26 protein-coding genes are annotated in these 19250 nt (G+C 70.2%); 4 read left to right on the top strand and 22 right to left on the bottom strand.

Annotation, left to right across the window (positions count from 1 at the left end):
* Positions 1-16 precede the first annotated feature (16 nt).
* Positions 17-1696, bottom strand: a complete 1680-nt coding sequence (gene eccB, locus JT362_RS29875; protein WP_260195178.1) for a type VII secretion protein EccB — start codon at positions 1694-1696, stop codon at positions 17-19.
* A gap of 563 nt (positions 1697-2259) precedes the next feature.
* Here eccB and eccE point away from each other — a divergent pair.
* The 4 genes from eccE to JT362_RS29855 all read left to right on the top strand — a co-directional run bounded on the left by eccE (position 2260) and on the right by JT362_RS29855 (position 6637).
* Entirely contained in the window at positions 2260-3450 is a 1191-nt protein-coding gene (gene eccE / locus JT362_RS29870; protein ID WP_311202764.1) for a type VII secretion protein EccE, read from the top strand.
* Positions 3447-4181, top strand: a complete 735-nt coding sequence (locus tag JT362_RS29865) for a hypothetical protein (protein WP_260195177.1) — start codon at positions 3447-3449, stop codon at positions 4179-4181. The genes eccE and JT362_RS29865 overlap by 4 nt, the downstream gene beginning before the upstream one ends.
* A gap of 248 nt (positions 4182-4429) precedes the next feature.
* A complete protein-coding gene (locus JT362_RS29860) occupies positions 4430-5992 on the top strand; it encodes a S8 family peptidase (protein ID WP_260195176.1) in 1563 nt (520 codons plus the stop codon).
* Between the two features lie 141 nt (positions 5993-6133).
* Entirely contained in the window at positions 6134-6637 is a 504-nt protein-coding gene (locus JT362_RS29855) for a hypothetical protein (RefSeq protein ID WP_260195175.1), read from the top strand.
* On the opposite strand, the gene truA is transcribed toward JT362_RS29855, so the two are convergent.
* The 21 genes from truA to rpsH form a co-directional block, all read right to left on the bottom strand.
* The gene (truA, locus tag JT362_RS29850; RefSeq protein ID WP_260195257.1) at positions 6628-7401 is read right to left on the bottom strand and encodes a tRNA pseudouridine(38-40) synthase TruA; all 774 of its coding nucleotides are present in this window, start codon (positions 7399-7401) and stop codon (positions 6628-6630) included. The two genes, JT362_RS29855 and truA, sit on opposite strands and share 10 nt — an antisense overlap.
* 62 nt (positions 7402-7463) lie before the next feature.
* A complete protein-coding gene (gene rplQ, locus JT362_RS29845; protein WP_446014141.1) occupies positions 7464-8210 on the bottom strand; it encodes a 50S ribosomal protein L17, sunset domain variant in 747 nt (248 codons plus the stop codon).
* Complete coding sequence (locus tag JT362_RS29840; RefSeq protein WP_260195174.1) at positions 8210-9268, bottom strand: DNA-directed RNA polymerase subunit alpha; 1059 nt, start codon at positions 9266-9268, stop codon at positions 8210-8212. The genes rplQ and JT362_RS29840 overlap by 1 nt, the downstream gene beginning before the upstream one ends.
* An 89-nt stretch (positions 9269-9357) precedes the next feature.
* Positions 9358-9963 (bottom strand): 30S ribosomal protein S4, encoded by a 606-nt coding sequence (gene rpsD, locus JT362_RS29835; protein ID WP_260195173.1) that lies wholly within the window; start codon positions 9961-9963, stop codon positions 9358-9360.
* A 23-nt stretch (positions 9964-9986) separates the two neighbouring features.
* Positions 9987-10394 (bottom strand): 30S ribosomal protein S11, encoded by a 408-nt coding sequence (gene rpsK / locus JT362_RS29830; protein ID WP_260195172.1) that lies wholly within the window; start codon positions 10392-10394, stop codon positions 9987-9989.
* An 18-nt stretch (positions 10395-10412) separates the two neighbouring features.
* Positions 10413-10592 carry a hypothetical protein gene (locus JT362_RS29825; RefSeq protein WP_260195171.1) on the bottom strand — a complete coding sequence of 60 codons (180 nt, stop codon included), beginning with the start codon at positions 10590-10592 and terminating at the stop codon, positions 10413-10415.
* Positions 10589-10969 carry a 30S ribosomal protein S13 gene (gene rpsM / locus JT362_RS29820; RefSeq protein ID WP_260195170.1) on the bottom strand — a complete coding sequence of 127 codons (381 nt, stop codon included), beginning with the start codon at positions 10967-10969 and terminating at the stop codon, positions 10589-10591. The genes JT362_RS29825 and rpsM overlap by 4 nt, the downstream gene beginning before the upstream one ends.
* A 162-nt stretch (positions 10970-11131) precedes the next feature.
* Positions 11132-11245 carry a 50S ribosomal protein L36 gene (gene rpmJ / locus JT362_RS29815; protein WP_010148647.1) on the bottom strand — a complete coding sequence of 38 codons (114 nt, stop codon included), beginning with the start codon at positions 11243-11245 and terminating at the stop codon, positions 11132-11134.
* Positions 11246-11264: 19 nt separating this feature from the next.
* The gene (gene infA / locus JT362_RS29810) at positions 11265-11486 is read right to left on the bottom strand and encodes a translation initiation factor IF-1 (RefSeq protein WP_005166804.1); all 222 of its coding nucleotides are present in this window, start codon (positions 11484-11486) and stop codon (positions 11265-11267) included.
* Between the two features lie 230 nt (positions 11487-11716).
* Positions 11717-11947, bottom strand: coding sequence for a DUF397 domain-containing protein (locus tag JT362_RS29805; protein ID WP_260195169.1), 231 nt, complete (start codon positions 11945-11947; stop codon positions 11717-11719).
* Positions 11901-12761 (bottom strand): helix-turn-helix domain-containing protein, encoded by an 861-nt coding sequence (locus tag JT362_RS29800; protein WP_260195168.1) that lies wholly within the window; start codon positions 12759-12761, stop codon positions 11901-11903. Before JT362_RS29800 ends, JT362_RS29805 begins: the two co-directional genes overlap by 47 nt.
* A gap of 92 nt (positions 12762-12853) precedes the next feature.
* On the bottom strand, positions 12854-13621 hold the full coding sequence (map, locus tag JT362_RS29795) for a type I methionyl aminopeptidase (RefSeq protein ID WP_260195256.1): 768 nt from the start codon (positions 13619-13621) through the stop codon (positions 12854-12856).
* A gap of 35 nt (positions 13622-13656) precedes the next feature.
* Positions 13657-14217 carry an adenylate kinase gene (locus tag JT362_RS29790; protein ID WP_260195167.1) on the bottom strand — a complete coding sequence of 187 codons (561 nt, stop codon included), beginning with the start codon at positions 14215-14217 and terminating at the stop codon, positions 13657-13659.
* A complete protein-coding gene (secY, locus tag JT362_RS29785) occupies positions 14214-15515 on the bottom strand; it encodes a preprotein translocase subunit SecY (RefSeq protein ID WP_260195166.1) in 1302 nt (433 codons plus the stop codon). Before secY ends, JT362_RS29790 begins: the two co-directional genes overlap by 4 nt.
* A gap of 183 nt (positions 15516-15698) precedes the next feature.
* Positions 15699-16487, bottom strand: coding sequence for a hypothetical protein (locus JT362_RS29780; RefSeq protein ID WP_260195165.1), 789 nt, complete (start codon positions 16485-16487; stop codon positions 15699-15701).
* A 94-nt stretch (positions 16488-16581) separates the two neighbouring features.
* Positions 16582-17031: a 50S ribosomal protein L15 gene (rplO, locus tag JT362_RS29775; RefSeq protein ID WP_260195255.1), complete on the bottom strand. Its 450-nt coding sequence runs from the start codon at positions 17029-17031 to the stop codon at positions 16582-16584.
* The gene (gene rpmD, locus JT362_RS29770) at positions 17028-17213 is read right to left on the bottom strand and encodes a 50S ribosomal protein L30 (RefSeq protein WP_260195164.1); all 186 of its coding nucleotides are present in this window, start codon (positions 17211-17213) and stop codon (positions 17028-17030) included. The genes rplO and rpmD overlap by 4 nt, the downstream gene beginning before the upstream one ends.
* A gap of 4 nt (positions 17214-17217) precedes the next feature.
* Complete coding sequence (rpsE, locus tag JT362_RS29765) at positions 17218-17862, bottom strand: 30S ribosomal protein S5 (RefSeq protein WP_260195163.1); 645 nt, start codon at positions 17860-17862, stop codon at positions 17218-17220.
* Between the two features lie 31 nt (positions 17863-17893).
* On the bottom strand, positions 17894-18289 hold the full coding sequence (rplR, locus tag JT362_RS29760) for a 50S ribosomal protein L18 (protein WP_375546578.1): 396 nt from the start codon (positions 18287-18289) through the stop codon (positions 17894-17896).
* A 2-nt stretch (positions 18290-18291) separates the two neighbouring features.
* Entirely contained in the window at positions 18292-18831 is a 540-nt protein-coding gene (gene rplF, locus JT362_RS29755) for a 50S ribosomal protein L6 (RefSeq protein ID WP_260195161.1), read from the bottom strand.
* A 16-nt stretch (positions 18832-18847) separates the two neighbouring features.
* Positions 18848-19246: a 30S ribosomal protein S8 gene (gene rpsH / locus JT362_RS29750; protein ID WP_260195160.1), complete on the bottom strand. Its 399-nt coding sequence runs from the start codon at positions 19244-19246 to the stop codon at positions 18848-18850.
* Positions 19247-19250: the final 4 nt, after the last annotated feature.

The following is a 19250-nucleotide window of genomic DNA, read 5'->3' as shown; positions in this document are numbered from 1 at the left end:
CCACCGAAAGTCGGGGTCAGCCTCCGCCCGACTGGCCGGCACCGCCGCCGCTCGGCTGTTCCTGCCCGTCCTCGGTCGGGTACACGCCCTGCTCGACGTCCACCGAGTCGAAGCTCTGCTGCGCGTCGTCCGCGGACAGCGACGCCCCGTCCGGCAACAGCCCGATGATGCTCCTCGGCGCCGGCAGCTGGTCGGACAACCCGAGCACCGCCGCCGTCGTCGAGTCCGGGATGCCGTACTTCACGCCTCGGTCCGACACCAGCGTGATCTGCCCCTTGTCGAAGTCCGCCGACGACGTCGCCTGCCGCACCACGGCGCCGTGCCCCGGCGGCATGTAGAACCAGTCGATCCGCACCCCGTCCGCGCTCGGCGAGGAGATCCGCACCGGCTTGGGATCGCCGGGGATCACCTTGCCGATGTAGACCGCCGTGCGCGCCTCGCGGTTGACGCCCTCGCCGACCGTCTTCCAGCTCAGGCAGGCCACCGGGAAGTTCCGCGCCTCCAGCACCTCGGTGCGGCTCTCCGGGAACGTCGAGTCGTCGATCCGGTCCTGCTTCTCGGCGGCGGAGATCACCTCCGGGCTGACCGCCACGATCTCGGCACCCTCGCTGTTGGTGAACCGCAGCAGGTCGGCGGTGGTCTCCTTGATCTGCTCGACGCCGTCCCGGTGCACCACGTAGAACTGCGGCTCGCTGGCCGCGCGCTGCACCTGGAACACCGAGCCGACCTTCTCCAGGTCCGAGTCGCCCAGGTCGACGTCCGCCTGTTCGCCGACCGTGCCGGTGACCCCCGGCGCGGTCAGCTCGGCCTTCTCCGGGATCGCGTTGAGCAGGCCGACGCTGATCTCCCTCGGCTCCAGGCCGGACAGGTCGAGGGCGTTGCGTACCGCGCTGTCCGACAGGTCGACCTCGGCCCGCACCGCGCTGGTGTTCGGCAGGTTCGCCGAGCCGGGTGTCCGGTACACCAGGTACGCCGGCTGTTCGGCCGGATCCTGTTCCGCCGACTCCGCGTCCAGCCGCACCAGCAGCGACTCGCCCTGGGCCAACTGCTCGCCCAACTGGTCGACCCCGGCCATCACGGTCGTCTCGGAGTTCTTCGCCGTCGGGTCGTTCTCGTCGACGTTCTCGTCCGAGCCCTCCCGGTTCAGCTGTGTCTCGTCGCACACCGTCCACGGTGGACCGACCCGCTGGTCCTTGCTGGGCAGGAGCCCCGGACCGCCGGGGATGCCGGACAGCCTGCCCCGCGGGATGTTGCGCAGCTCGTTGTCGTCGATCACCTCCGGCGCGACGACCTGGACGTTGGTGGCCGCCGCGGTGCCTGGACCGTCCGAGCCGCTCGGGCCCTGGCTGTCATCCTGCTTGCGGGCGTGCAGCAGCAGCCGCGCGGAGGCGAGGTCGAACACCGGGATCAGCTGCTTCTCCGGCTGCGCGATCATCACGTAGACCTGGCCGGACGGCTTGCCGATGACGATGCCGTCGGAGTTCGGCGCCGTCGGCTTGGGCGACAGGATCCCCCAGATCAGGAAGCCAAGCATGCCGAGCGCGGCGAGGCACACCCCCACGATGGTCGCTCGCGAGTGCGTGCGCATGGGGTCGTGCAGCATCACCGCGTCCTTGCGGACCAGCGCGGACTGCATCCGGCGCAGCACGAAGCGATACGCCTGGACTTGGGACTTGGTAGTCGGTGTCGATGGCATTCCGGCCTCTACAGCTCCCCACTCGCGGTACCGTTCCGCAGGATAGACCCAGCGCCCCCGGTCGCATGCCGCTATCGGCACAATCGACGGGACGGGCGCGTTCAAACACGAGGGGAAGATTCGAGCGGATGTCGGTGCGCACTCCTCCACACCAGGGCAGGACGCCTCCACCGGGCCAGCCGCCGAGACCACCCGGCCGCGGGGGCGGACCAGTCGGGAACGGGCCCCAGGGGCCGCAAGTACCTCAGGGACCCCGAGGCCCTGGTGGCCCAGGAGGACCCGGTGGCCCAGGAGGTCCGGGTGGCCCCAGTGGTCCGGGAGGCCCCAGTGGTCCGGGAGGCCCCAGTGGTCCGGGAGGCCCCGGCGGGCCGGGAGGTCCTGGCGGGCCGGGAGGTCCTGGCGGTCCCAGCGGGCCTGGCGGTTCCGGGCCGGGTGGGCCGGGTGGTCCCAGCGGGCCGGGGGGTCCGGGTAGCCCGCCGTCCGGAGCGCGGCCGGCTCAGCCGCCGCGGCCGCCGCTGTCGGCGCGGCGCCGCACCAGCGGGGCCAGCCTCGGCGTGCTGCCGGTGTCCAACCTCGTCGTGGTGGAGCTCGCGGTCGCCGTCGGCCTGGTGCTGCTCGCCATCGACAACACCAACATCATGGCCTACGTCGCGATCTTCATCGCGCTCGTCGGCCTGGTCATCGCCGCCATTCGCTGGCGCGGCCGCTGGTTCACCCAGTGGATCAAGCTGACCATCAAGTACGCGTTCCGCCAGCACGCCCGGGTGTCCAAGGCCACCAACCCGATCAGCATGGAGCAGATCGCCGCCGAGGAGGGCACCCCGGTCACCGGACCGGACGACCCCCGGGTCAGCCTGCTGCGCCTGGCCGTGCCCGACCTCGTCGTCGCGCACGGCACCGACCACGAACGCCGCCCGCTCGGCCTGGCCTGGCACGAGGGCACCTGGACCGCGGTGCTGCTCGTCGACCCGGCGCCCGCGCTGGTCACCCAGGTCGGCGGTTCGCCGAACCTGCCGCTCGGCGCGCTCGCCCCGTGTCTGGAGGACCGGGGCGTGGTGCTCGACGCCATCCAGGTCATCTGGCACTGCTACCCCGGCAGCGCCGCGCTCCCGCCGAACTCGCCCGCGCTCGCCTCGTACATGGAGGTGCTCGGCCCGCTGCCGGCCGCCGCGCGCCGCACCACCTGGGTCGCGGTCCGGCTCGACCCGCGCCGCTGTCCCGCCGCCGTGCGGGAACGCGGCGGCGGTGTGCTCGGCGCGCACCGGGCGCTGATCGGCGCGCTGTCCCGGGTGCGCAACGCGCTGGAGTCCCGCGGCGTGCCCACCCGCCCGCTCGATCCGGACGAGCTGCTCAAGGCCGGCATCTCCTCGGCCGAGCTGACCGCGGTCGCCGGCTCCAACCAGCGGGTCGCGCTGCGTGAACGCTGGACCGGCGTCACCGCGGCCGGGGTGGGGCACGCCAGCTACGCCATCACCGGCTGGTCGCGGGGCAAGACCGCGCAGAGCCTGAACGCGCTCACCGGCGTCCGCGCGCTGTCCTCGACCGTGGCCGTGTCGATCGCCCCCGGCGGCGAGGACGGCAAGGTCGGCCTGCGCGGCCTGGTCCGGGTCAGCGCCCGCACCCCCGGCGAGCTGGAGTACGCCGACGGCCGCCTCACCGCGATCTCCGACCGGCTCGGCGTCACCCTCACCCCGCTGCGCGGGCTCCAGGTCGCCGGCCTCGCCGCCACACTGCCGTTGGGAGGCCGAGCATGAGTACGGGTGGGTCGAGCAGGCTGCTCGACGCGCAGAACGCGACCGGGCTCAGTCAGGAGTTCGTCGTCGACGCGGCCATGCTCGACGCGGTCAGCCCGAGTGGTGACCGCGGCGGCATGATGCTGGGCTCCGGCCTGCAGGGCGAGCCGCTGACGATCTCCGCGCTGCGCAACGCGCCGACCAGGATCGTGCTGGTCGGGGGTCTCTACCTGGCCCGGCAGGTGGCGCTGCGCGCGATGGCCGTCGGCGCCTGGGTGGTCGTCGCCACCGGGCGGCCCGCGGCCTGGCAGGTGCTGCAGAAGGCCGCCGGCAACGGGCCGGACGGGCGGCCGGCGCCGCTGGTGCAGATCCGCAGGCTCAGCCCGGTCGAGCTGCCCCGGCCGTCGGAGGACGGGCCGCTGCTGGTGGTGCACGACGGCGGGCCGACCCCGCAGGAGCTGTTCCCGCCGCGTTCACCGTGGCAGACCACGGTCTACGTGCTGCCGTACATGCACCCGCAGGCCGGTGCCACCGCGAACGCCGCCGACCTGGTGCTGCTGCAGCGCCTCCCGGTCGGCCAGGCGCAGCTCGCCGCACGGATCTGGCGGCTGCCGCCGCCGATGGTGCACCAGCTGACCAACCTGGCCGACGACCAGGTCGTCGCGCTCGGCCGGAACCTGTGGAAGCCGCTGCGGCTGGTCACCACCCAGAAGGAGCAGGCAATCCTCGGGCCGGTGCGACGCGGCGACTGATCAACGGTGTCCGGAAAGCGGACGGGACGCGGCAAACGGCGGCACTTGCTGCGCCTGACGGCTGATCCCGTTCCCAGCGACCGTCCAAAATGTTCATAAGTCGCCCGCTGAACACGTTCGACTCTCTTGTGTAACCGTCGCCCGGCGGCAAGTGTGGAGTTTGTTCGCACGCGAACGATCCATCTCCCACCGCATCGGCCCCATCGAGGGCTGGGGCCGATGCGCCCTGCACACGAGGAGAGCCAGTAATGCGACACTTCCGGGGCAAGTCGGTCGGCCGGCTAGCCGGAATCGGTCTCGCCACGGCGGCGGCCACCGGTCTCGCGGTGCTCACCGCGGCGCCGGCGTCCGCCGCCGAGGGGACGGTGCTCGGCACCGACTCGGCCACCGCCATCGACAACAGCTACGTCGTCGTGTTCAAGAACGGCGTCCAGGCCCAGGTGGACAGCACCGCGGCCGAGTACGGCGCCAAGGTCACCCACCGCTACAGCAGCGCGCTGCGCGGGTTCGCCGGCACCATGAGCGAGCAGGCCGCCAAGCGGCTCGCCGCCGACCCGGCCGTCGACTTCGTGCAGCAGAACCAGACCGTGTCGATCTCCGCGGACCAGCCGAACCCGCCGTCGTGGGGCCTGGACCGCATCGACCAGCGCGACCTGCCGCTGGACGACAACTACTCGTACGCGACCGGCGCGAGCAACGTCACCGCGTACGTCATCGACACCGGCATCGACTTCGACCACCCCGACTTCGGCGGCCGGGCCAGCTCCGGCTACGACGCCATCGACGGCGGCTCCGCCGACGACTGCCACGGGCACGGCACGCACGTCGCCGGCACCGTCGGCGGCTCGTCGTACGGCGTGGCCAAGGAGGTCGAGCTGGTCGGCGTGCGGGTGCTGAACTGCTCCGGCTCCGGCACCACCGCGCAGGTCGTCGCCGGCATCGACTGGGTGACCGACAACGCGCAGGGCCCGGCCGTGGCCAACATGAGCCTCGGCGGCGGCGCCGACACCGCGATCGACTCGGCCACGGAGGCGTCGATCGCCTCGGGCGTGACCTACGCGGTGGCGTCCGGCAACTCGTCGGCCAACGCCTGCAACTACTCGCCGGCCAGGGTGCCCGACGCGCTCACGGTGAACGCGTCGAACTCCTCGGACGCCCGGTCGTACTTCTCCAACTACGGCACGTGCACCGACATCTTCGCGCCCGGCGAGGGCATCACCTCGGCCTGGCTGAACGGCGGCAGCAACACCATCAGCGGCACCTCGATGGCCAGCCCGCACGTGGCGGGCGCGGCCGCGCTGTACCTGTCGGCGAACCCGTCGGCGTCGCCGCAGGCCGTGGCCGACGCGCTGACCAGCTCCGCCACCTCGGGCGCGATCTCGAACCCGGGCTCCGGCTCGCCGAACCTGCTGCTCTACACCGGCGGCGGCACCGACCCGGGCCCGGACCCGGACCCGACCGGCTGTGACGCGGTGTCCAACACCAGCCGGGTGTCCATCCCGGACGCCGGCCCGGCGGTGACCAGCCCGATCACCATCTCCGGCTGCGAGGGCGCGGCGTCCTCGTCGGCGAGCGTGTCGGTGGACATCACCCACACCTACCGCGGTGACATCGTGATCGACCTGGTCGCGCCGGACGGCTCCACCTACCGGCTGAAGAACTCCAGCGGGTGGGACGGCGCGAACAACATCAACGAGACGTACACGGTCAACCTCGGCTCGGAGCAGGCCAACGGCACCTGGCGGCTCAGCGTCCGGGACGTGTACCGGTACGACACCGGCCGCGTGAACGGCTGGACGCTCGACCTCTGACCGGCTGACCGGGAAGACACCGAGCGGCGCGTTCCCCCGGACGCGCCGCTCGGTGCTGTCGCCTGACAGCTAACGGCCGTGCCGGTCCGGCCGCGCGGCCGGCGCGGGACACTGGTCGCCACAGCCGGACGACAGGAGCCGATGGTGACCGACCTTGGCGCGCTGGTGGGCACCTACCCGACCAACTACCGCCGCCGGATGACGGGTGCGGTGGTGCTGCTGCTCGCCGGCGTGGTGCTGACCCCGCTGGCGACCGTGCTGCTGGTGGCGACCGACGAGCGTGCCGGGAAGGTGGCCACGACCGGTGATCCGCTGCTGCTGCCGATCGTCCTGCTGGCGTTCGGGGCCGGGCTGCTGCTGATGGGGGTGGCCATCGGCGTGTGGGCGCTGCGCAGCCGGGGCGAGGTGTTCCGGCTGCACGAGCACGGGCTGGTGCACGACCGCACGGGCACGTCCCGGACGATCCGGTGGACGGACCTCGACGACGTCGTCGTCAACCAGGGGCGGGACAACGCGCTGGCCCGGTGGGCCGGGGGTGACGTCAGCTGCGTGCTCAAGGTCCGCGGTGGCGCGAACGCGACCATCACCGGGCTCACCGAGAACGCCGGGGAGCTGGTGGCGCGGGTGCGGCGCACTCAGGAGTGAGTGCGGACGTTCCTGGTTCGCTCGGCCCTGGCCGCCAGCTCGTCGTCCGGCGGGTAGTCGACGGCGACCAGGGTCAGGCCGTGCGCGGGGGCCACGGTGACCGCGTTCGCCCGCTCGGTGGCCGTGAGCAGGGACGCGGGCCAGTCGGCCGGCCGGCGGCCCTCCCCCACGGCGGTCATGGCGCCGACCAGGCTGCGGACCATCGAGTGGCAGAACGCGTCGGCCGACACCGCCGCGACCAGTACGCCGTCGGCGTCGCGGGTCCAGGTCAGGCGCTGTAGCTCGCGGATCGTGGTGGCGCCCTCGCGGCGCTTGCAGAACGCCACGAAGTCGTGCTCGCCCATCAGGCCGGCCGCGGCCTCGTTCATGGCGTCCAGGTCCAGCCGGCGGGGCCAGGTGACCGTGTCGGTGCGGCGCAGCGGGTTCGCGGCCCACGGCTCGTCGCGGATGCGGTAGACGTAGTGCCGGCGCAGTGCCGAGAACCGGGCGTCGAACGCCGGGTGCGCCGGCGTGACCGCGGTGACCCGGACGTCGGCCGGCAGGGCGCGGGTCAGCCGGTCCCGGAACGCGCCCGGATCGTGCAGGTCGCAGTGCGCCACCTGGCCGAGAGCGTGCACGCCGGCGTCGGTGCGGCCGGCGACCGTCAGGCGGACGTCCTGGCGCAGCACCATCGACATGGTGTCCTCCAGGATTCCGCACACCGTGCGGCGGTCGGGCTGCCGGGCCCAGCCGGAGAACTCCGTGCCGTCGTAGGCGATGTCCAGGCGGAAGCGGGCGAGCCCGCCACCCCGGGAAGGAGTGGCGGGCTCGCTCGATGGATTCGCGGTCAGGACTCGGTGTCCTGCTCGGCGTCCTGGTCGCCCTCCGGCTTGGTGAAGCCGGCCTTCTCCGCGTCCTCCTCGGTCCTGAACCAGACCTCGGCGACGGTGCGGTCGTAGTGCGAGCCGCCCGGCACGTGGTACTTCATCGAGTCGGCGTTGCCCTTGATCGGGAAGCCCTCCGGCTCGGAGCCGTCCTCCAGCGCGACATGGCTGCCGGCGCCGTAGGGGTGCTCGTCGTCGGACTCGCTCTCCTCGACCTCGACCGCCTCGGAGGTGGCCTCCTCGGCGACCGCGGTCTCCGCCGCGGGCACCTCGGTGGCCGTCTCCTCGGAGGCCTTCTTCTCGTCGGCGGCGAAGCGGGTCTTGCGCGCGGCCTCGGCCTCGGCGGTGACCGTCTTCTCCTGCACGAGCTCGATGACGGCCATCGGCGCGTTGTCGCCCTTGCGGGGCAGCGTCTTCATGATCCGCGTGTAGCCACCGTTGCGGTCGGCGAAGAACGGCCCGATCTCGGTGCAGAGGCGGTGCACGACCTCCTTGTCCCGGATCACCTTCATGATCATCCGGCGGTTGTGGAGGTCACCCACCTTCGCCTTGGTGATCAGGCGCTCGGCGTACGGCCGCAGCTTCTTGGCCTTGGCCTGGGTGGTGGTGATCCGGCCGTGCTGGAACAGCGACGTGGCGAGGTTCGCCAGCATCAGCCGCTCGTGGGCCGGGGAGCCGCCCAGGCGGGCGCCCTTGGTTGGCGTGGGCATTACAGCTGCTCCGTCTCCGCGTAGTCCTGGCCATCGTCGTGGCTGGCATCGCTACCGCCGACCGAGTCCGACCAGGCCTCGCTCGAGTAGTCCGAGGCGGCCGTGGTCGGGTCGAACCCGGGCGGGCTGTCCTTGAGCGCGAGGCCGAGGCCGACGAGCTTCATCTTGACCTCGTCGATCGACTTCGCACCGAAGTTGCGGATGTCCAGCAGATCGGCCTCGCTGCGCGACACCAGCTCACCCACGGTGTGGATGCCCTCGCGCTTGAGGCAGTTGTACGAACGCACGGTGAGGTCGAGGTCCTCGATCGGCATCGCGTAGGCGGCGATGGTGTCCGCCTCCTGCGGCGACGGACCGATCTCGATCCCCTCGGCGTCCACGTTCAGCTCGCGGGCCAGGCCGAACAGCTCGACCAGCGTCTTGCCGGCCGACGCGACCGCGTCCCGCGGGGTGATCGACGGCTTGGTCTCGACGTCGAGGATCAGCCGGTCGAAGTCCGTGCGCTGCTCGACACGGGTGGCCTCGACCTTGTAGGTGACCCGCAGCACCGGCGAGTAGATCGAGTCGACCGGGATCCGGCCGATCTCGGCGCCGGCCTGCTTGTTCTGCACGGCCGGCACGTAGCCGCGGCCGCGCTCGACGACCAGCTCGATCTCGAGCTTGCCCTTGCCGTTCAGCGAAGCGATGTGCAGGTCCGGGTTGTGCACGGTGACCCCGGCCGGCGGCACGATGTCGCCGGCGGTGACCTCGCCCGGGCCCTGCTTGCGCAGGTACATGGTCACCGGCTCGTCCTCCTCGGAGGAGACCACGAGCTCCTTGAGGTTGAGGATGATGTCGGTGACGTCTTCCTTCACGCCCGGCACGGTGGTGAACTCGTGCAGCACGCCGTCGATGCGGATGCTGGTCACCGACGCGCCGGGGATCGAGGACAGCAACGTGCGCCGCAGCGAGTTGCCGAGCGTGTAGCCGAAGCCCGGCTCCAGCGGTTCGATGGTGAACCGGGAGCGTGTCTCGTTGACCGGCTCCTCGCTGAGCGAGGGCCGCTGAGAAATCAGCACTTTCCTGTTTCCTTTACCTCAGGGGCGACCGCTATTTGACGCCCACCGATGTGACCGGGAAGGCGGCCGGAGCCGCCCTCCCGGGTGGATCACTTCGAGTAGAACTCGACGATCAGCTGTTCCTGCACGGGCACGTCGATCTGCGCGCGCTCGGGCAGCTGGTGCACGAGTACCCGCAGGTTGCTCTGCACCACCTGCAGCCAGCCCGGGATCGGACGGTCGCCGAAGGACTCCTTCGCGACGACGAACGGCAGCGTGTTCACCGACTTCGGCTTCACGTCGATGATGTCGAACTTCGACACCTGGTAGCTCGGCACGTTGACCTTCTTGCCGTTCACCAGGAAGTGGCCGTGGCTGACCAGCTGCCGGGCCTGCCGGCGGGTGCGGGCCAGGCCCGCGCGGTACACCACGTTGTCGAGCCGGGACTCGAGCAGCTGCAGCAGCGCCTCGCCGGTCTTGCCCTTGGTGCGCGCGGCCTGCTCGTAGTAACGGCGGAACTGCTTCTCCAGCACGCCGTAGGTGTAGCGGGCCTTCTGCTTCTCCTGCAGCTGGAGCAGGTACTCGCTCTCCTTGATCCGGCCCCGGCCGTGCTGGCCGGGCGGGTAGGGGCGGCGCTCGAAGGCGCGGTCGCCGCCGACGAGGTCAACCTTGAGGCGACGCGACTTGCGGGTCGCGGGGCCGGTGTAACGAGCCATTGGTTTCTACTCCTCCCCTGCCCCTAGACCCGACGCCGCTTCGGCGGCCGGCAGCCGTTGTGCGGCTGCGGGGTGACGTCCTGGATGGTGCCGACCTCGAGCCCGGCGGCCTGCAGCGACCGGATCGCGGTCTCCCGGCCGGAGCCGGGGCCCTTGACGAACACGTCGACCTTGCGCATGCCGTGCTCGGCCGCCTTGCGGGCGGCGTTCTCGGCGGCCATCTGCGCGGCGAACGGCGTCGACTTGCGGGAGCCCTTGAAGCCGACGTGGCCGGAGGACGCCCAGCTGATCACGTTCCCGGTCGGGTCGGTGATCGAGACGATGGTGTTGTTGAACGTGCTCTTGATGTGCGCGTGGCCGTGAGAGACGTTCTTCTTTTCCTTGCGCCGGACCTTCTTGACTCCGGCGCCCTGGCGGGACTTGGGTGGCATTGCTTCGAGGTGCTCCTGTTAGCGAGAAGTCGGGGTGCTGGTGGCCTCTTCGGCGCGGCTGTCCGTGCGGCGGATCGTGCCCGCGTCGCGGTAGAGGTCGCGGAGAGCCTGCGGCCGCGCGCTGCGGGGTGCGACCTGCAGCGCCACGAACTGGCGGTTGCGTCGCCGCTGGGCGACGACCGAGACGACCGAGCTCACTTCTTCCCAGCCTTCTTCTTGCCGGCGACGGTCTTCTTGGGGCCCTTGCGGGTGCGGGCGTTGGTCTTGGTCCGCTGACCGCGCACTGGCAGGCCACGACGCCAGCGGAGGCCCTCGTAGCAGCCGATCTCGATCTTGCGACGGATGTCGGCGTTCACCTCGCGGCGCAGGTCACCCTCGACGCGGTAGTTGCCCTCGATGTAGTCGCGGAGCCTGGTGACGTCCTCGTCGGACAGGTCCTTCGCCCGCAGGTCCGGGCTGATCCCGGTGGCGGCGAGCAGCTCCTTGGAGCGCGTACGGCCGATGCCGTAGATGTAGGTCAGCGCGATCTCCATCCGCTTCTCGCGGGGGAGGTCGACGCCAGAAACGCGTGCCATATCTCCTCGTTCTGGTCACTTCCAGGTCTGCTCCCCAGCCGCCCCGGTGTCACCCGGGCCCCGGCCTGGTCCGGGGGTGAACCGAGCCCGTGTGGCTCGGCAGGTCTGGGAAGGGCATCTGTTGTTGTGGTGCGTCCTAGCTGGCCCGCGACGGTTTGGTGATCAGCCCTGGCGCTGCTTGTGGCGCAGGTTCTCGCAGATCACCATGACCCGGCCGTGACGGCGGATCACCTTGCACTTGTCGCAGATCTTCTTGACGCTCGGCTGGACCTTCACGTCCCTGTTTCTCCTGGCCCTACTTGTAGCGGTAGACGATTCGGCCGCGGGACAGGTCGTAGGGCGACAGCTCCACGACCACTCGGTCCTCCGGCAGGATGCGGATGTAGTGCTGCCGCATCTTGCCGCTGATGTGTGCGAGGACCTTGTGTCCGTTCTCCAACTCGACACGGAACATCGCGTTGGGGAGCGGCTCCACCACACGGCCTTCGACCTCGATGGCCCCGTCCTTCTTGCCCATGTCCTCCGCGTTTCGCTTGCTGGTCATACGCATACCGCCCTGCATGTCCCCCACGGGCGATACGCATGACGGAAACGGCGCAATACGAATGCGCCACCGAACCAGTGTACGCGCCCCCTTGACAGCCCTGAACCCGCCCCACCCGATCGGGGCAGATCAAAGCCCCGGCGACATGACCTGCAGGTCAGGGGCCATCCGGGGCTATGCGTTACTCACACGCTACCGACGGGTCACCTACCCGCGGTAGCCAGGAACCCCCGCCAAGCGGCGTTCTCGAAGGCGAGGGTCGGGCCGCTGGTGTTCTTGGAGTCGCGTACAGCCACCCCGACAGGAACGAACGCCACCTCGACGCAGTTCCCGTCGGGAGACGAGCTGTAGCTGCTCTTGCGCCACGCCACCTCGACGCAGTCGCCGTCAGGTGCCTCGCTGTGACTGCTCTTCCGCCAGGTGCTCAGGAGCATCGGGAGAGACCTCCGGTCGGTCGAACTCGCTCGCCAGGGCGGCGAGCATCTCCCTCGATTCTCCTCTACTCAACGCCATCTCTCCGAGCCGGTCTCGCAGCAGGCGGAACGAGTCCACGCACTCCTGATCCTCCAAGAAGAAGCCCATCTTCCCGTGCTCCAGGTAGACCAGTGGCTTGTGGCTTTCGTAGTGGAACAGCACGAACGAGCCACCGTGCACCGAACGCGCTCCCAGCGACGATGGCACCACCCGAACGGTGATCGACGGTCGCCCGGCGACCAACACCAGCTTGAGCAACTGCTCGTTCATCACCCGGTTGCCGCCCACCGGGAGCCGCAGCGCCTGCTCGTGAATGAAGAACTCGAACGGTCGATCGCTCAGCAGCCGCTGACGCTCCATCCGCAGGTTCACCAGCCACGGGCTGCCGTCTCCGATGAGTTCGGCGGCGTACTCCTGTGTCTGCAGCATGCCCGGCACGACCAGCGGGTTGTAGCTCGTCGACGAGTCGGCCTGGGTCTCGTGGAAGATCAACGTGCTCGAGCGTTTCGACATCCAGAAGCCGGGTGCGCCCGGGTCGCGGCACATGTCGAGCAGTGCTTCGATCTCGTGCGCTCGCATGCCGCAGTGCGCGCCGTAGCGCACCACGTCGATCTCGCTGATCGGCGCCAGGCCGTTCTCCACCCGGGAGATCTTGCTCGGCGACCAGCCCAGCCGGTCCGCCAGCACGTGCGCCGGGATCTCCATGTCCTCGCGGTGTGTGCGCAGCTCGTCGGCCACTTCGCGGACCTGCGCGGGTCCCATCACTTGTCCCATACGCGCACGCTAGCCCCGCAGAAACCCGCACACGAGGCACGCCACCGGAAGTCCACCCGATCGACGCAGCCTTGCGGGGCGCGCAATGCGATTCAGGGCGCGGTGAGGACCCAGGGGCCGTCGTCGGTGACCGCGACGGTGTGCTCCCAGTGCGCCGCGCGGGAGCCGTCGGCGGTGACGACCGTCCAGCCGTCCTCCAGCTCCTCGTTCTCCTCGCCACCCAGAGTGAGCATGGGTTCGATGGCGATGGCCATCCCGACCCGCAGGCGGGGGCCTCGGCCCGGCTTGCCGTGGTTCGGCAGGAACGGCTCCATGTGCATCGCCCGGCCGATGCCGTGGCCGCCGTACTCGCGGATGATGCCGTAGCGGCGGCCGTCGGCCCGTTCCGCCGCGTGGACGGCGGTTTCCACGGCGTGCGAGATGTCGGTCAGGCGGGCGTCGGGGCGGACCGCGGCGATGCCGGCCTCCATCGCGGCGCGGGTCGCGTCGGAGAGCAGCTGGTCGGCCTTGGCGGGCTCGCCGACGAACAGGGTCACCGCCGAGTCGCCGTGCCAGTCGTCGAGGATGGCGCCGCAGTCGACCGAGATCAGGTCGCCGTCGGCGAGTACCTGGTCGGGGCTGGGGATGCCGTGGACGATCTGGTGGTTGACCGACGCGCAGATGCTGGCGGGGAAGCCTCGGTAGCCCTTGAAGCTCGGGACCGCACCGGCGTCGCGGATCGTCTGTTCGGCGATTTCGTCCAGGTCGGCGGTGGTCACGCCGGCGCGGACGGCCGAGGTGACGTTCGCCAGGGCGCTCGCGACGACGCGGCCCGCCGCCCGCATCGCGTCCAGCTCCGCGGGTGACTTCAACTCGATCATGCGACCGCGCAGCCTGCTGAGCAGCCCACCACGGGTCACGTCCGGTCCGGGGCGCGCAGGGCCGTCAGCACCCGCTCGGTGACCTCCTCGACGCCGCCGACCCCGTCCACCGTGACCAGGATGTCGCGGTAGTAGTCGAGCAGCGGCGCGGTCTCCGAGCGGTACACGCCCTGCCGGTGCCGGATGACGTCCTCGGTGTCGTCGGCGCGGCCGCGGGAGAGCAGCCGGCCGACCACGACCTCCTCGTCGACGTGCAGCTGCACGACGGCGTCGAGCTTCTTGTCCACGTCGGCGAGGTACTTGCCGAGCACGTCGGCCTGGACCACGTTGCGCGGGTAGCCGTCGAGCAGGAAGCCGGCGTCGGTGTCCGGCTCGCCCAGCCGCTCGATCACCAGCTGGTTGGTCACCTCGTCCGGCACCAGTCGGCCGGAGTCGAGGATCTGCTTGACGCTGACGCCCAGCTCGGTCCGGTTGTCGATGTGCGCCCGGAAGAGGTCCCCGGTGGAGATGTGCGGGATGGACAGCTTCTCGCTCAGCACGGCTGCCTGGGTGCCCTTGCCCGCACCCGGCGGACCAACGAGGAGAAGACGTGTCACTTGAGGAACCCTTCGTAGTTGCGCTGCATCAGCTGGCTCTCGATCTGCTTCACGGTGTCGAGACCAACGCCAACCATGATCAGTACGGCGGCTCCGCCGAAGGGGAAGTTCTGGTTCTGACCGTCGCCGGTGAGGTCCAGGAAGAAGTTCGGCAGCACGGCGATGATGCCGAGGTAGATCGACCCGGGCAGGGTGATCCGGCTCAGCACGAAGCTGAGGTACTCGGCCGTCGGACGGCCCGGCCGGATACCTGGGATGAAGCCGCCGTACCGCTTCATGTCGTCAGCACGCTCGTTCGGGTTGAACTGGATGCTGATGTAGAAGTAAGTGAAGAAGATGATCATCGCGAAGTAGAACGCGATGTGCACCCAGTCGCTCTGGCTGGTCAGGTGGTCGGCGACGAAGCGTGCCCACCAGCTGTTCGTGTCGCCGGCCAGGCGGGTGATCAGGTCGGGCAGGTACAGCAGCGACGACGCGAAGATGATCGGGATGACGCCGGCCTGGTTGACCTTCATCGGCAGGTAGGTCGAGGTGCCGCCGTACATCCGACGGCCGACCATGCGCTTGGCGTACTGCACCGGAATGCGGCGCTGGCCCTGCTCGAGGAACACAACGGCGACGATGATCAACAGTCCGAACAGGCAGACGATGCCGAACACGAGCCCGCCGGCGTTCTGCAGGATGTTGCCACCCTCCGCCGGGATGCGGGCCGCGATGTTGACGAAGATCAGCAGGGACATGCCGTTGCCGATGCCGCGCTCGGTGATCAGCTCACCGAACCACATGATCAGCGCGGTGCCCGCCGTCATCGTGAGGACGATGATCGCCAGCGTGAACACCGTGCTGTCCGGGATGACCGGGTCCGGGCACTCGCCGAACAGCTGGCCGCGATCGGCCATGGCCACGATGCCGGTGGCCTGCAGCACGCCAAGACCGATGGTCAGGTAGCGCGTGTACTGCGTGAGCTTGGCCTGCCCGGACTGGCCCTCCTTGTGCAGCTGCTCGAATCGGGGGATGACCACGCGCAGCAGCTGGATGATGATGCTCGCGGTGATGTAGGGCATGATCCCCAGCGCGAACACCGACAGCTGCAACAGCGCACCACCGCTGAACAGGTTCAGCAGCTGGTAGATGCTCTGGTTGTCGACACCCTCGATGCACTTCTGGATGTTCGGGTACGACACACCCGGCGAGGGCAGCATCGCGCCCACCCGGTAGACCGCGACGATTCCGAGGACGAACAGGATCTTGCGGCGCAGGTCCGGCGTCGCGAGAGCCGAGCGGAAGGCGCTGAGCACGCAAGGACCTCCTCGGAGTCACCGGCGCTCTGGCCGGTGATCGGCTTTGCCGGTCGTTACCCCGGCCGAAACTTGGACTGGACGCCAGGGTGCTGGCAGACCAGAACCGCTTCGGGCGGCAGACCTCCCGAAGCGTGTCCCGACTTTAACAGCACGACAAGGGGCGCTTGCACCCCCCGGCGGTTATGGACCGTCGTTGGGCCGGTCGGCCGATTCGCTTCCCGCGCTCGGCTCCGCCCCGGACGTCGCCGGACCGGCGAGCGGGGCCAGTCCGGTGGGTGGCGGCGGAACGTCGACGGCGTGCCGGACGTACGGCTGCTCCGGCACCTCGACGTCCGGCCGCGGGCTGTCCTGGACCGGCTGACTCACCGGTTCCCCCTGGTCAGGCGACTGAACGGCGAAACCCATCGGCGGGGTGGCCAGGTCGGCCTCCGGCAGGACGGGCTCCTCGCGCCCACGCAGGAAGGCGGCCACGGCGGCGCCGAGCGCCAGCCCGACCGCGCCGCCCAGCAACCACAGGCCCGGCGCCGCGGACGTGCTGACCGTTCGGTCGTCCGTGGGGGGCAGGAAGTCGAACATCTCGCTGAGGCGCGACGCCATCAGCACCACCGACCACACGACGCCGGCGAGGAACGCGGCACCCACCGCGCTCAGCAGACCGGCCACCCTGGTCGCGGCCGAACTCCGCGCCGTCGCGGACACGATCGCCGCGCCGAGCAGAACGGCCGCGCAGAACATCAGCGGATACCCGGTGTGCGGCGCGAGGAGCAGGTTCGGGGCGATTTCGGAGCCGACGGTGGTCTCGACACCCCAGTTCGTCAGGTGAACGGTCGCCTCCATGTTGCTCCCCGAAACCGACAGCTCGAGGGTGAACACGTTCACGAACGTCGAGACGAGGACGAGCAACCCCGCGGCGACCGTCCCCAGGATCGCGAGCCCCCGGAGCCGTCCCGCGCCTGCCATGGCGTGCATACCACCGATCATCCCAGGTGGCGGAAACGTCGGGAAGTGGACGCACGAACGGCCGGCAGGGGGGTCCCTGCCGGCCGTTCGGGGTGGAGCGTGCCTACAGCGTGGTGGCGGAGCCGCCGGCCGCGCCGAGCTTCTCCTGGGCGCTCTTGGAGAAGGCGTGGGCGGTGACGTCCAGCTTCACGCCCTCCAGGTCTCCGTTGCCGAGGACCTTCACGAGCTGGTTCTTGCGGACCAGGCCGTTCGCCACGAGCTCGTCGACGCCGACCGTGCCGCCGTCCGGGAAGACGCGGGCGATGTCGCCCACGTTCACCGGCTGGTACTCGGTGCGGAAGCGGTTCTTGAAGCCGCGCAGCTTGGGCAGCCGCATGTGGATCGGCATCTGGCCGCCCTCGAAGCGCGCCGGCACGTTCTTGCGTGCCTTGGTGCCCTTCGTGCCACGGCCGGCCGTCTTGCCCTTGCCGGAGGCCTCACCGCGACCCACACGGGTCTTCTCGGTCTTGGCCCCCGGTGCCGGGCGCAGGTGATGGATCTTGATCGCCATCAGTCGTTGACCTCCTCGACGGTCACCAGGTGGCGAACCGTGTGGATCAGGCCGCGGACCTGCGGGGTGTCCTCCCGGAGGGTGGACTGGCGGATGCCCTTCAGGCCCAGCGTCCGCAGCGACTCACGGTGGTTGCGCTTGGTCCCGATGGTGCTCCGGACCTGCGTCACCTTGAGCTGTGCCATGGTGTCACACCCCCTGACCGGCGACCCGCGCCCGCAGCATGCCCGCCGGGGCCACGTCCTCCAGCGGCAGGCCGCGGCGTGCCGCGACCTCCTCCGGACGCTGCAGACCCTTCAGCGCCGCCACGGTGGCGTGCACGATGTTGATCGCGTTGTCGCTGCCGAGCGACTTGGAAAGCACGTCGTGCACGCCGGCGCACTCCAGCACGGCACGCACCGGGCCACCGGCGATGACACCGGTACCGGCGCTGGCCGGACGCAGGAGCACGACGCCGGCGGCCCGCTCGCCCTGGATCGGGTGCGGGATGGTGCCGGCGATCCGCGGGACCTTGAAGAAGTTCTTCTTCGCCTCCTCAACGCCCTTGGCGATCGCGGCCGGCACCTCCTTCGCCTTGCCGTAGCCGACACCGACCATGCCGTCGCCGTCGCCAACCACGACCAGCGCGGTGAAGCTGAACCGGCGACCACCCTTCACGACCTTGGCGACCCGGTTGATGGCCACCACGCGCTCGAGGTGCGGGGTCTTGTCCTGGGCCGCCCCGCCACGGCCACCGTCGCGACGGTCCCTGCGGTCCCGGCGGTCACCGCGGTTGTCGCGGTCACCACCCTGGCCGCCCTGGCCGCCGCCGAATTGCCGCGAACGTCCCGGCATCAGGCGATCCTTCCCGTCTTGTGCGTGTACATCAGAACTCCAACCCGCCCTCGCGGGCGGCGTCGGCGAGGGCCGCGATCCGGCCGTGGTAGTCGTTGCCACCCCGGTCGAACACGACCTTCGAGACACCGGCGCTCTTGGCCCGGTCGGCCACCAGCGCGCCGACCCTCGCCGCGCGCGCCTTCTTGTCGCCGTCCATGGCCCGGACGTCCGCCTCGAGGGTGGACGCCGACGCCAGGGTGTGCCCGACCAGGTCGTCGACCAGCTGGACGACCATGTGCCGGGACGACTTGGTGACCACCAGGCGCGGACGCTCCGCGGTGCCGCTGACCTTCTTGCGGACCCGGAAGTGCCGGTTCGTCTTGGCCACCCGGCGCCGGGTCGAGATGTCCCTGCCGACGGGCTTCCGCTTGGTTTCGGTGCTCATGATCACTTACCCGTCTTTCCGACCTTGCGGCGGATCTTCTCGCCCGCGTAGCGCACGCCCTTGCCCTTGTACGGGTCGGGGCGGCGCAGCTTGCGGATGTTGGCGGCGATCTCGCCGACGCGCTGCTTGTCGATCCCCTGGACGGAGAACTTCGTCGGGCTCTCCACCGTGAAGGTGATGCCCTCCGGCGGGCTGATCTTGACCGGGTGGCTGTAGCCGAGCGAGAACTCCAGGTCCGTGCCCTTCATCAGCACGCGGTAGCCGACGCCGTGGATCTCGAGCTTCTTCTCGTAGCCGTCGGTGACACCGACGACGAGGTTGTTCACCAGCGTCCTGGTCAGGCCGTGCAGCGCGCGGTTGCGGCGCTCGTCGTCCGGGCGCCGGACCTCGAGCGTGCCGTCCTCGGCGCGCTCGACGGTGATCGGCTCGGCGACCGTGTGCGCCAGGGTGCCCTTGGGGCCCTTCACGCTGATGTCCTGGCCGCTGATCGTCACCTCGACGCCGGACGGGACCGGGATCGGCAGCTTTCCGATGCGAGACATGTTCCTCTCCCTCCCGTCACCAGACGTAGGCGAGGACTTCCCCGCCCATCCGCTGCTTACCGGCCTGACGGTCGGTGAGGAGGCCCGAGGACGTGGAGATGATCGCCACGCCAAGGCCGCCGAGCACCTTCGGCAGGTTGGTCGACTTCGCGTACACCCGCAGACCCGGCTTGGACACCCGGCGCAGGCCCGCGATGCTGCGCTCCCGGTTCGGGCCGTACTTCAGCTCGACGACGAGGTTCTTGCCCTTCTCGCCGTCCTCGCTGCGGTAGCCGGCGATGTAGCCCTCGCGCTGCAGGATCTCGGAGATGCTCGCCTTGAGCTTGGAGTGGGGCAGAACGACCTCGTCGTGATACGCCGAGTTCGCGTTGCGCAGACGGGTCAAGAAGTCTGCGATCGGGTCGGTCATCGTCATGGTG

The sequence above is a fragment of the Actinophytocola gossypii genome (assembly GCF_025165815.1).
In the GTDB taxonomy this organism is placed as follows: domain Bacteria; phylum Actinomycetota; class Actinomycetes; order Mycobacteriales; family Pseudonocardiaceae; genus Actinophytocola; species Actinophytocola gossypii.
Note: the sequence above shows the minus strand (reverse complement) of the source record. Positions and strands in the feature narration are given on the sequence as shown.

Excerpts from the sequence above, each read along its gene's own strand:
- eccB (WP_260195178.1), bottom strand. The coding sequence starts at position 1,696 with ATGCCATCGACACCGACTACCAAGTCCCAAGTCCAGGCGTATCGCTTC.
- JT362_RS29865 (WP_260195177.1), top strand. The coding sequence starts at position 3,447 with ATGAGTACGGGTGGGTCGAGCAGGCTGCTCGACGCGCAGAACGCGACC.
- JT362_RS29860 (WP_260195176.1), top strand. The coding sequence starts at position 4,430 with ATGCGACACTTCCGGGGCAAGTCGGTCGGCCGGCTAGCCGGAATCGGT.
- JT362_RS29855 (WP_260195175.1), top strand. The coding sequence starts at position 6,134 with ATGGTGACCGACCTTGGCGCGCTGGTGGGCACCTACCCGACCAACTAC.
- rplQ (WP_446014141.1), bottom strand. The coding sequence starts at position 8,210 with ATGCCCACGCCAACCAAGGGCGCCCGCCTGGGCGGCTCCCCGGCCCAC.
- rpsD (WP_260195173.1), bottom strand. The coding sequence starts at position 9,963 with ATGGCTCGTTACACCGGCCCCGCGACCCGCAAGTCGCGTCGCCTCAAG.
- rpsK (WP_260195172.1), bottom strand. The coding sequence starts at position 10,394 with ATGCCACCCAAGTCCCGCCAGGGCGCCGGAGTCAAGAAGGTCCGGCGC.
- rpsM (WP_260195170.1), bottom strand. The coding sequence starts at position 10,969 with ATGGCACGCGTTTCTGGCGTCGACCTCCCCCGCGAGAAGCGGATGGAG.
- infA (WP_005166804.1), bottom strand. The coding sequence starts at position 11,486 with ATGGGCAAGAAGGACGGGGCCATCGAGGTCGAAGGCCGTGTGGTGGAG.
- JT362_RS29805 (WP_260195169.1), bottom strand. The coding sequence starts at position 11,947 with ATGCTCCTGAGCACCTGGCGGAAGAGCAGTCACAGCGAGGCACCTGAC.
- JT362_RS29800 (WP_260195168.1), bottom strand. The coding sequence starts at position 12,761 with ATGGGACAAGTGATGGGACCCGCGCAGGTCCGCGAAGTGGCCGACGAG.
- map (WP_260195256.1), bottom strand. The coding sequence starts at position 13,621 with ATGATCGAGTTGAAGTCACCCGCGGAGCTGGACGCGATGCGGGCGGCG.
- JT362_RS29780 (WP_260195165.1), bottom strand. The coding sequence starts at position 16,487 with ATGCACGCCATGGCAGGCGCGGGACGGCTCCGGGGGCTCGCGATCCTG.
- rpmD (WP_260195164.1), bottom strand. The coding sequence starts at position 17,213 with ATGGCACAGCTCAAGGTGACGCAGGTCCGGAGCACCATCGGGACCAAG.
- rpsE (WP_260195163.1), bottom strand. The coding sequence starts at position 17,862 with ATGCCGGGACGTTCGCGGCAATTCGGCGGCGGCCAGGGCGGCCAGGGT.
- rplR (WP_375546578.1), bottom strand. The coding sequence starts at position 18,289 with ATGAGCACCGAAACCAAGCGGAAGCCCGTCGGCAGGGACATCTCGACC.
- rplF (WP_260195161.1), bottom strand. The coding sequence starts at position 18,831 with ATGTCTCGCATCGGAAAGCTGCCGATCCCGGTCCCGTCCGGCGTCGAG.
- rpsH (WP_260195160.1), bottom strand. The coding sequence starts at position 19,246 with ATGACGATGACCGACCCGATCGCAGACTTCTTGACCCGTCTGCGCAAC.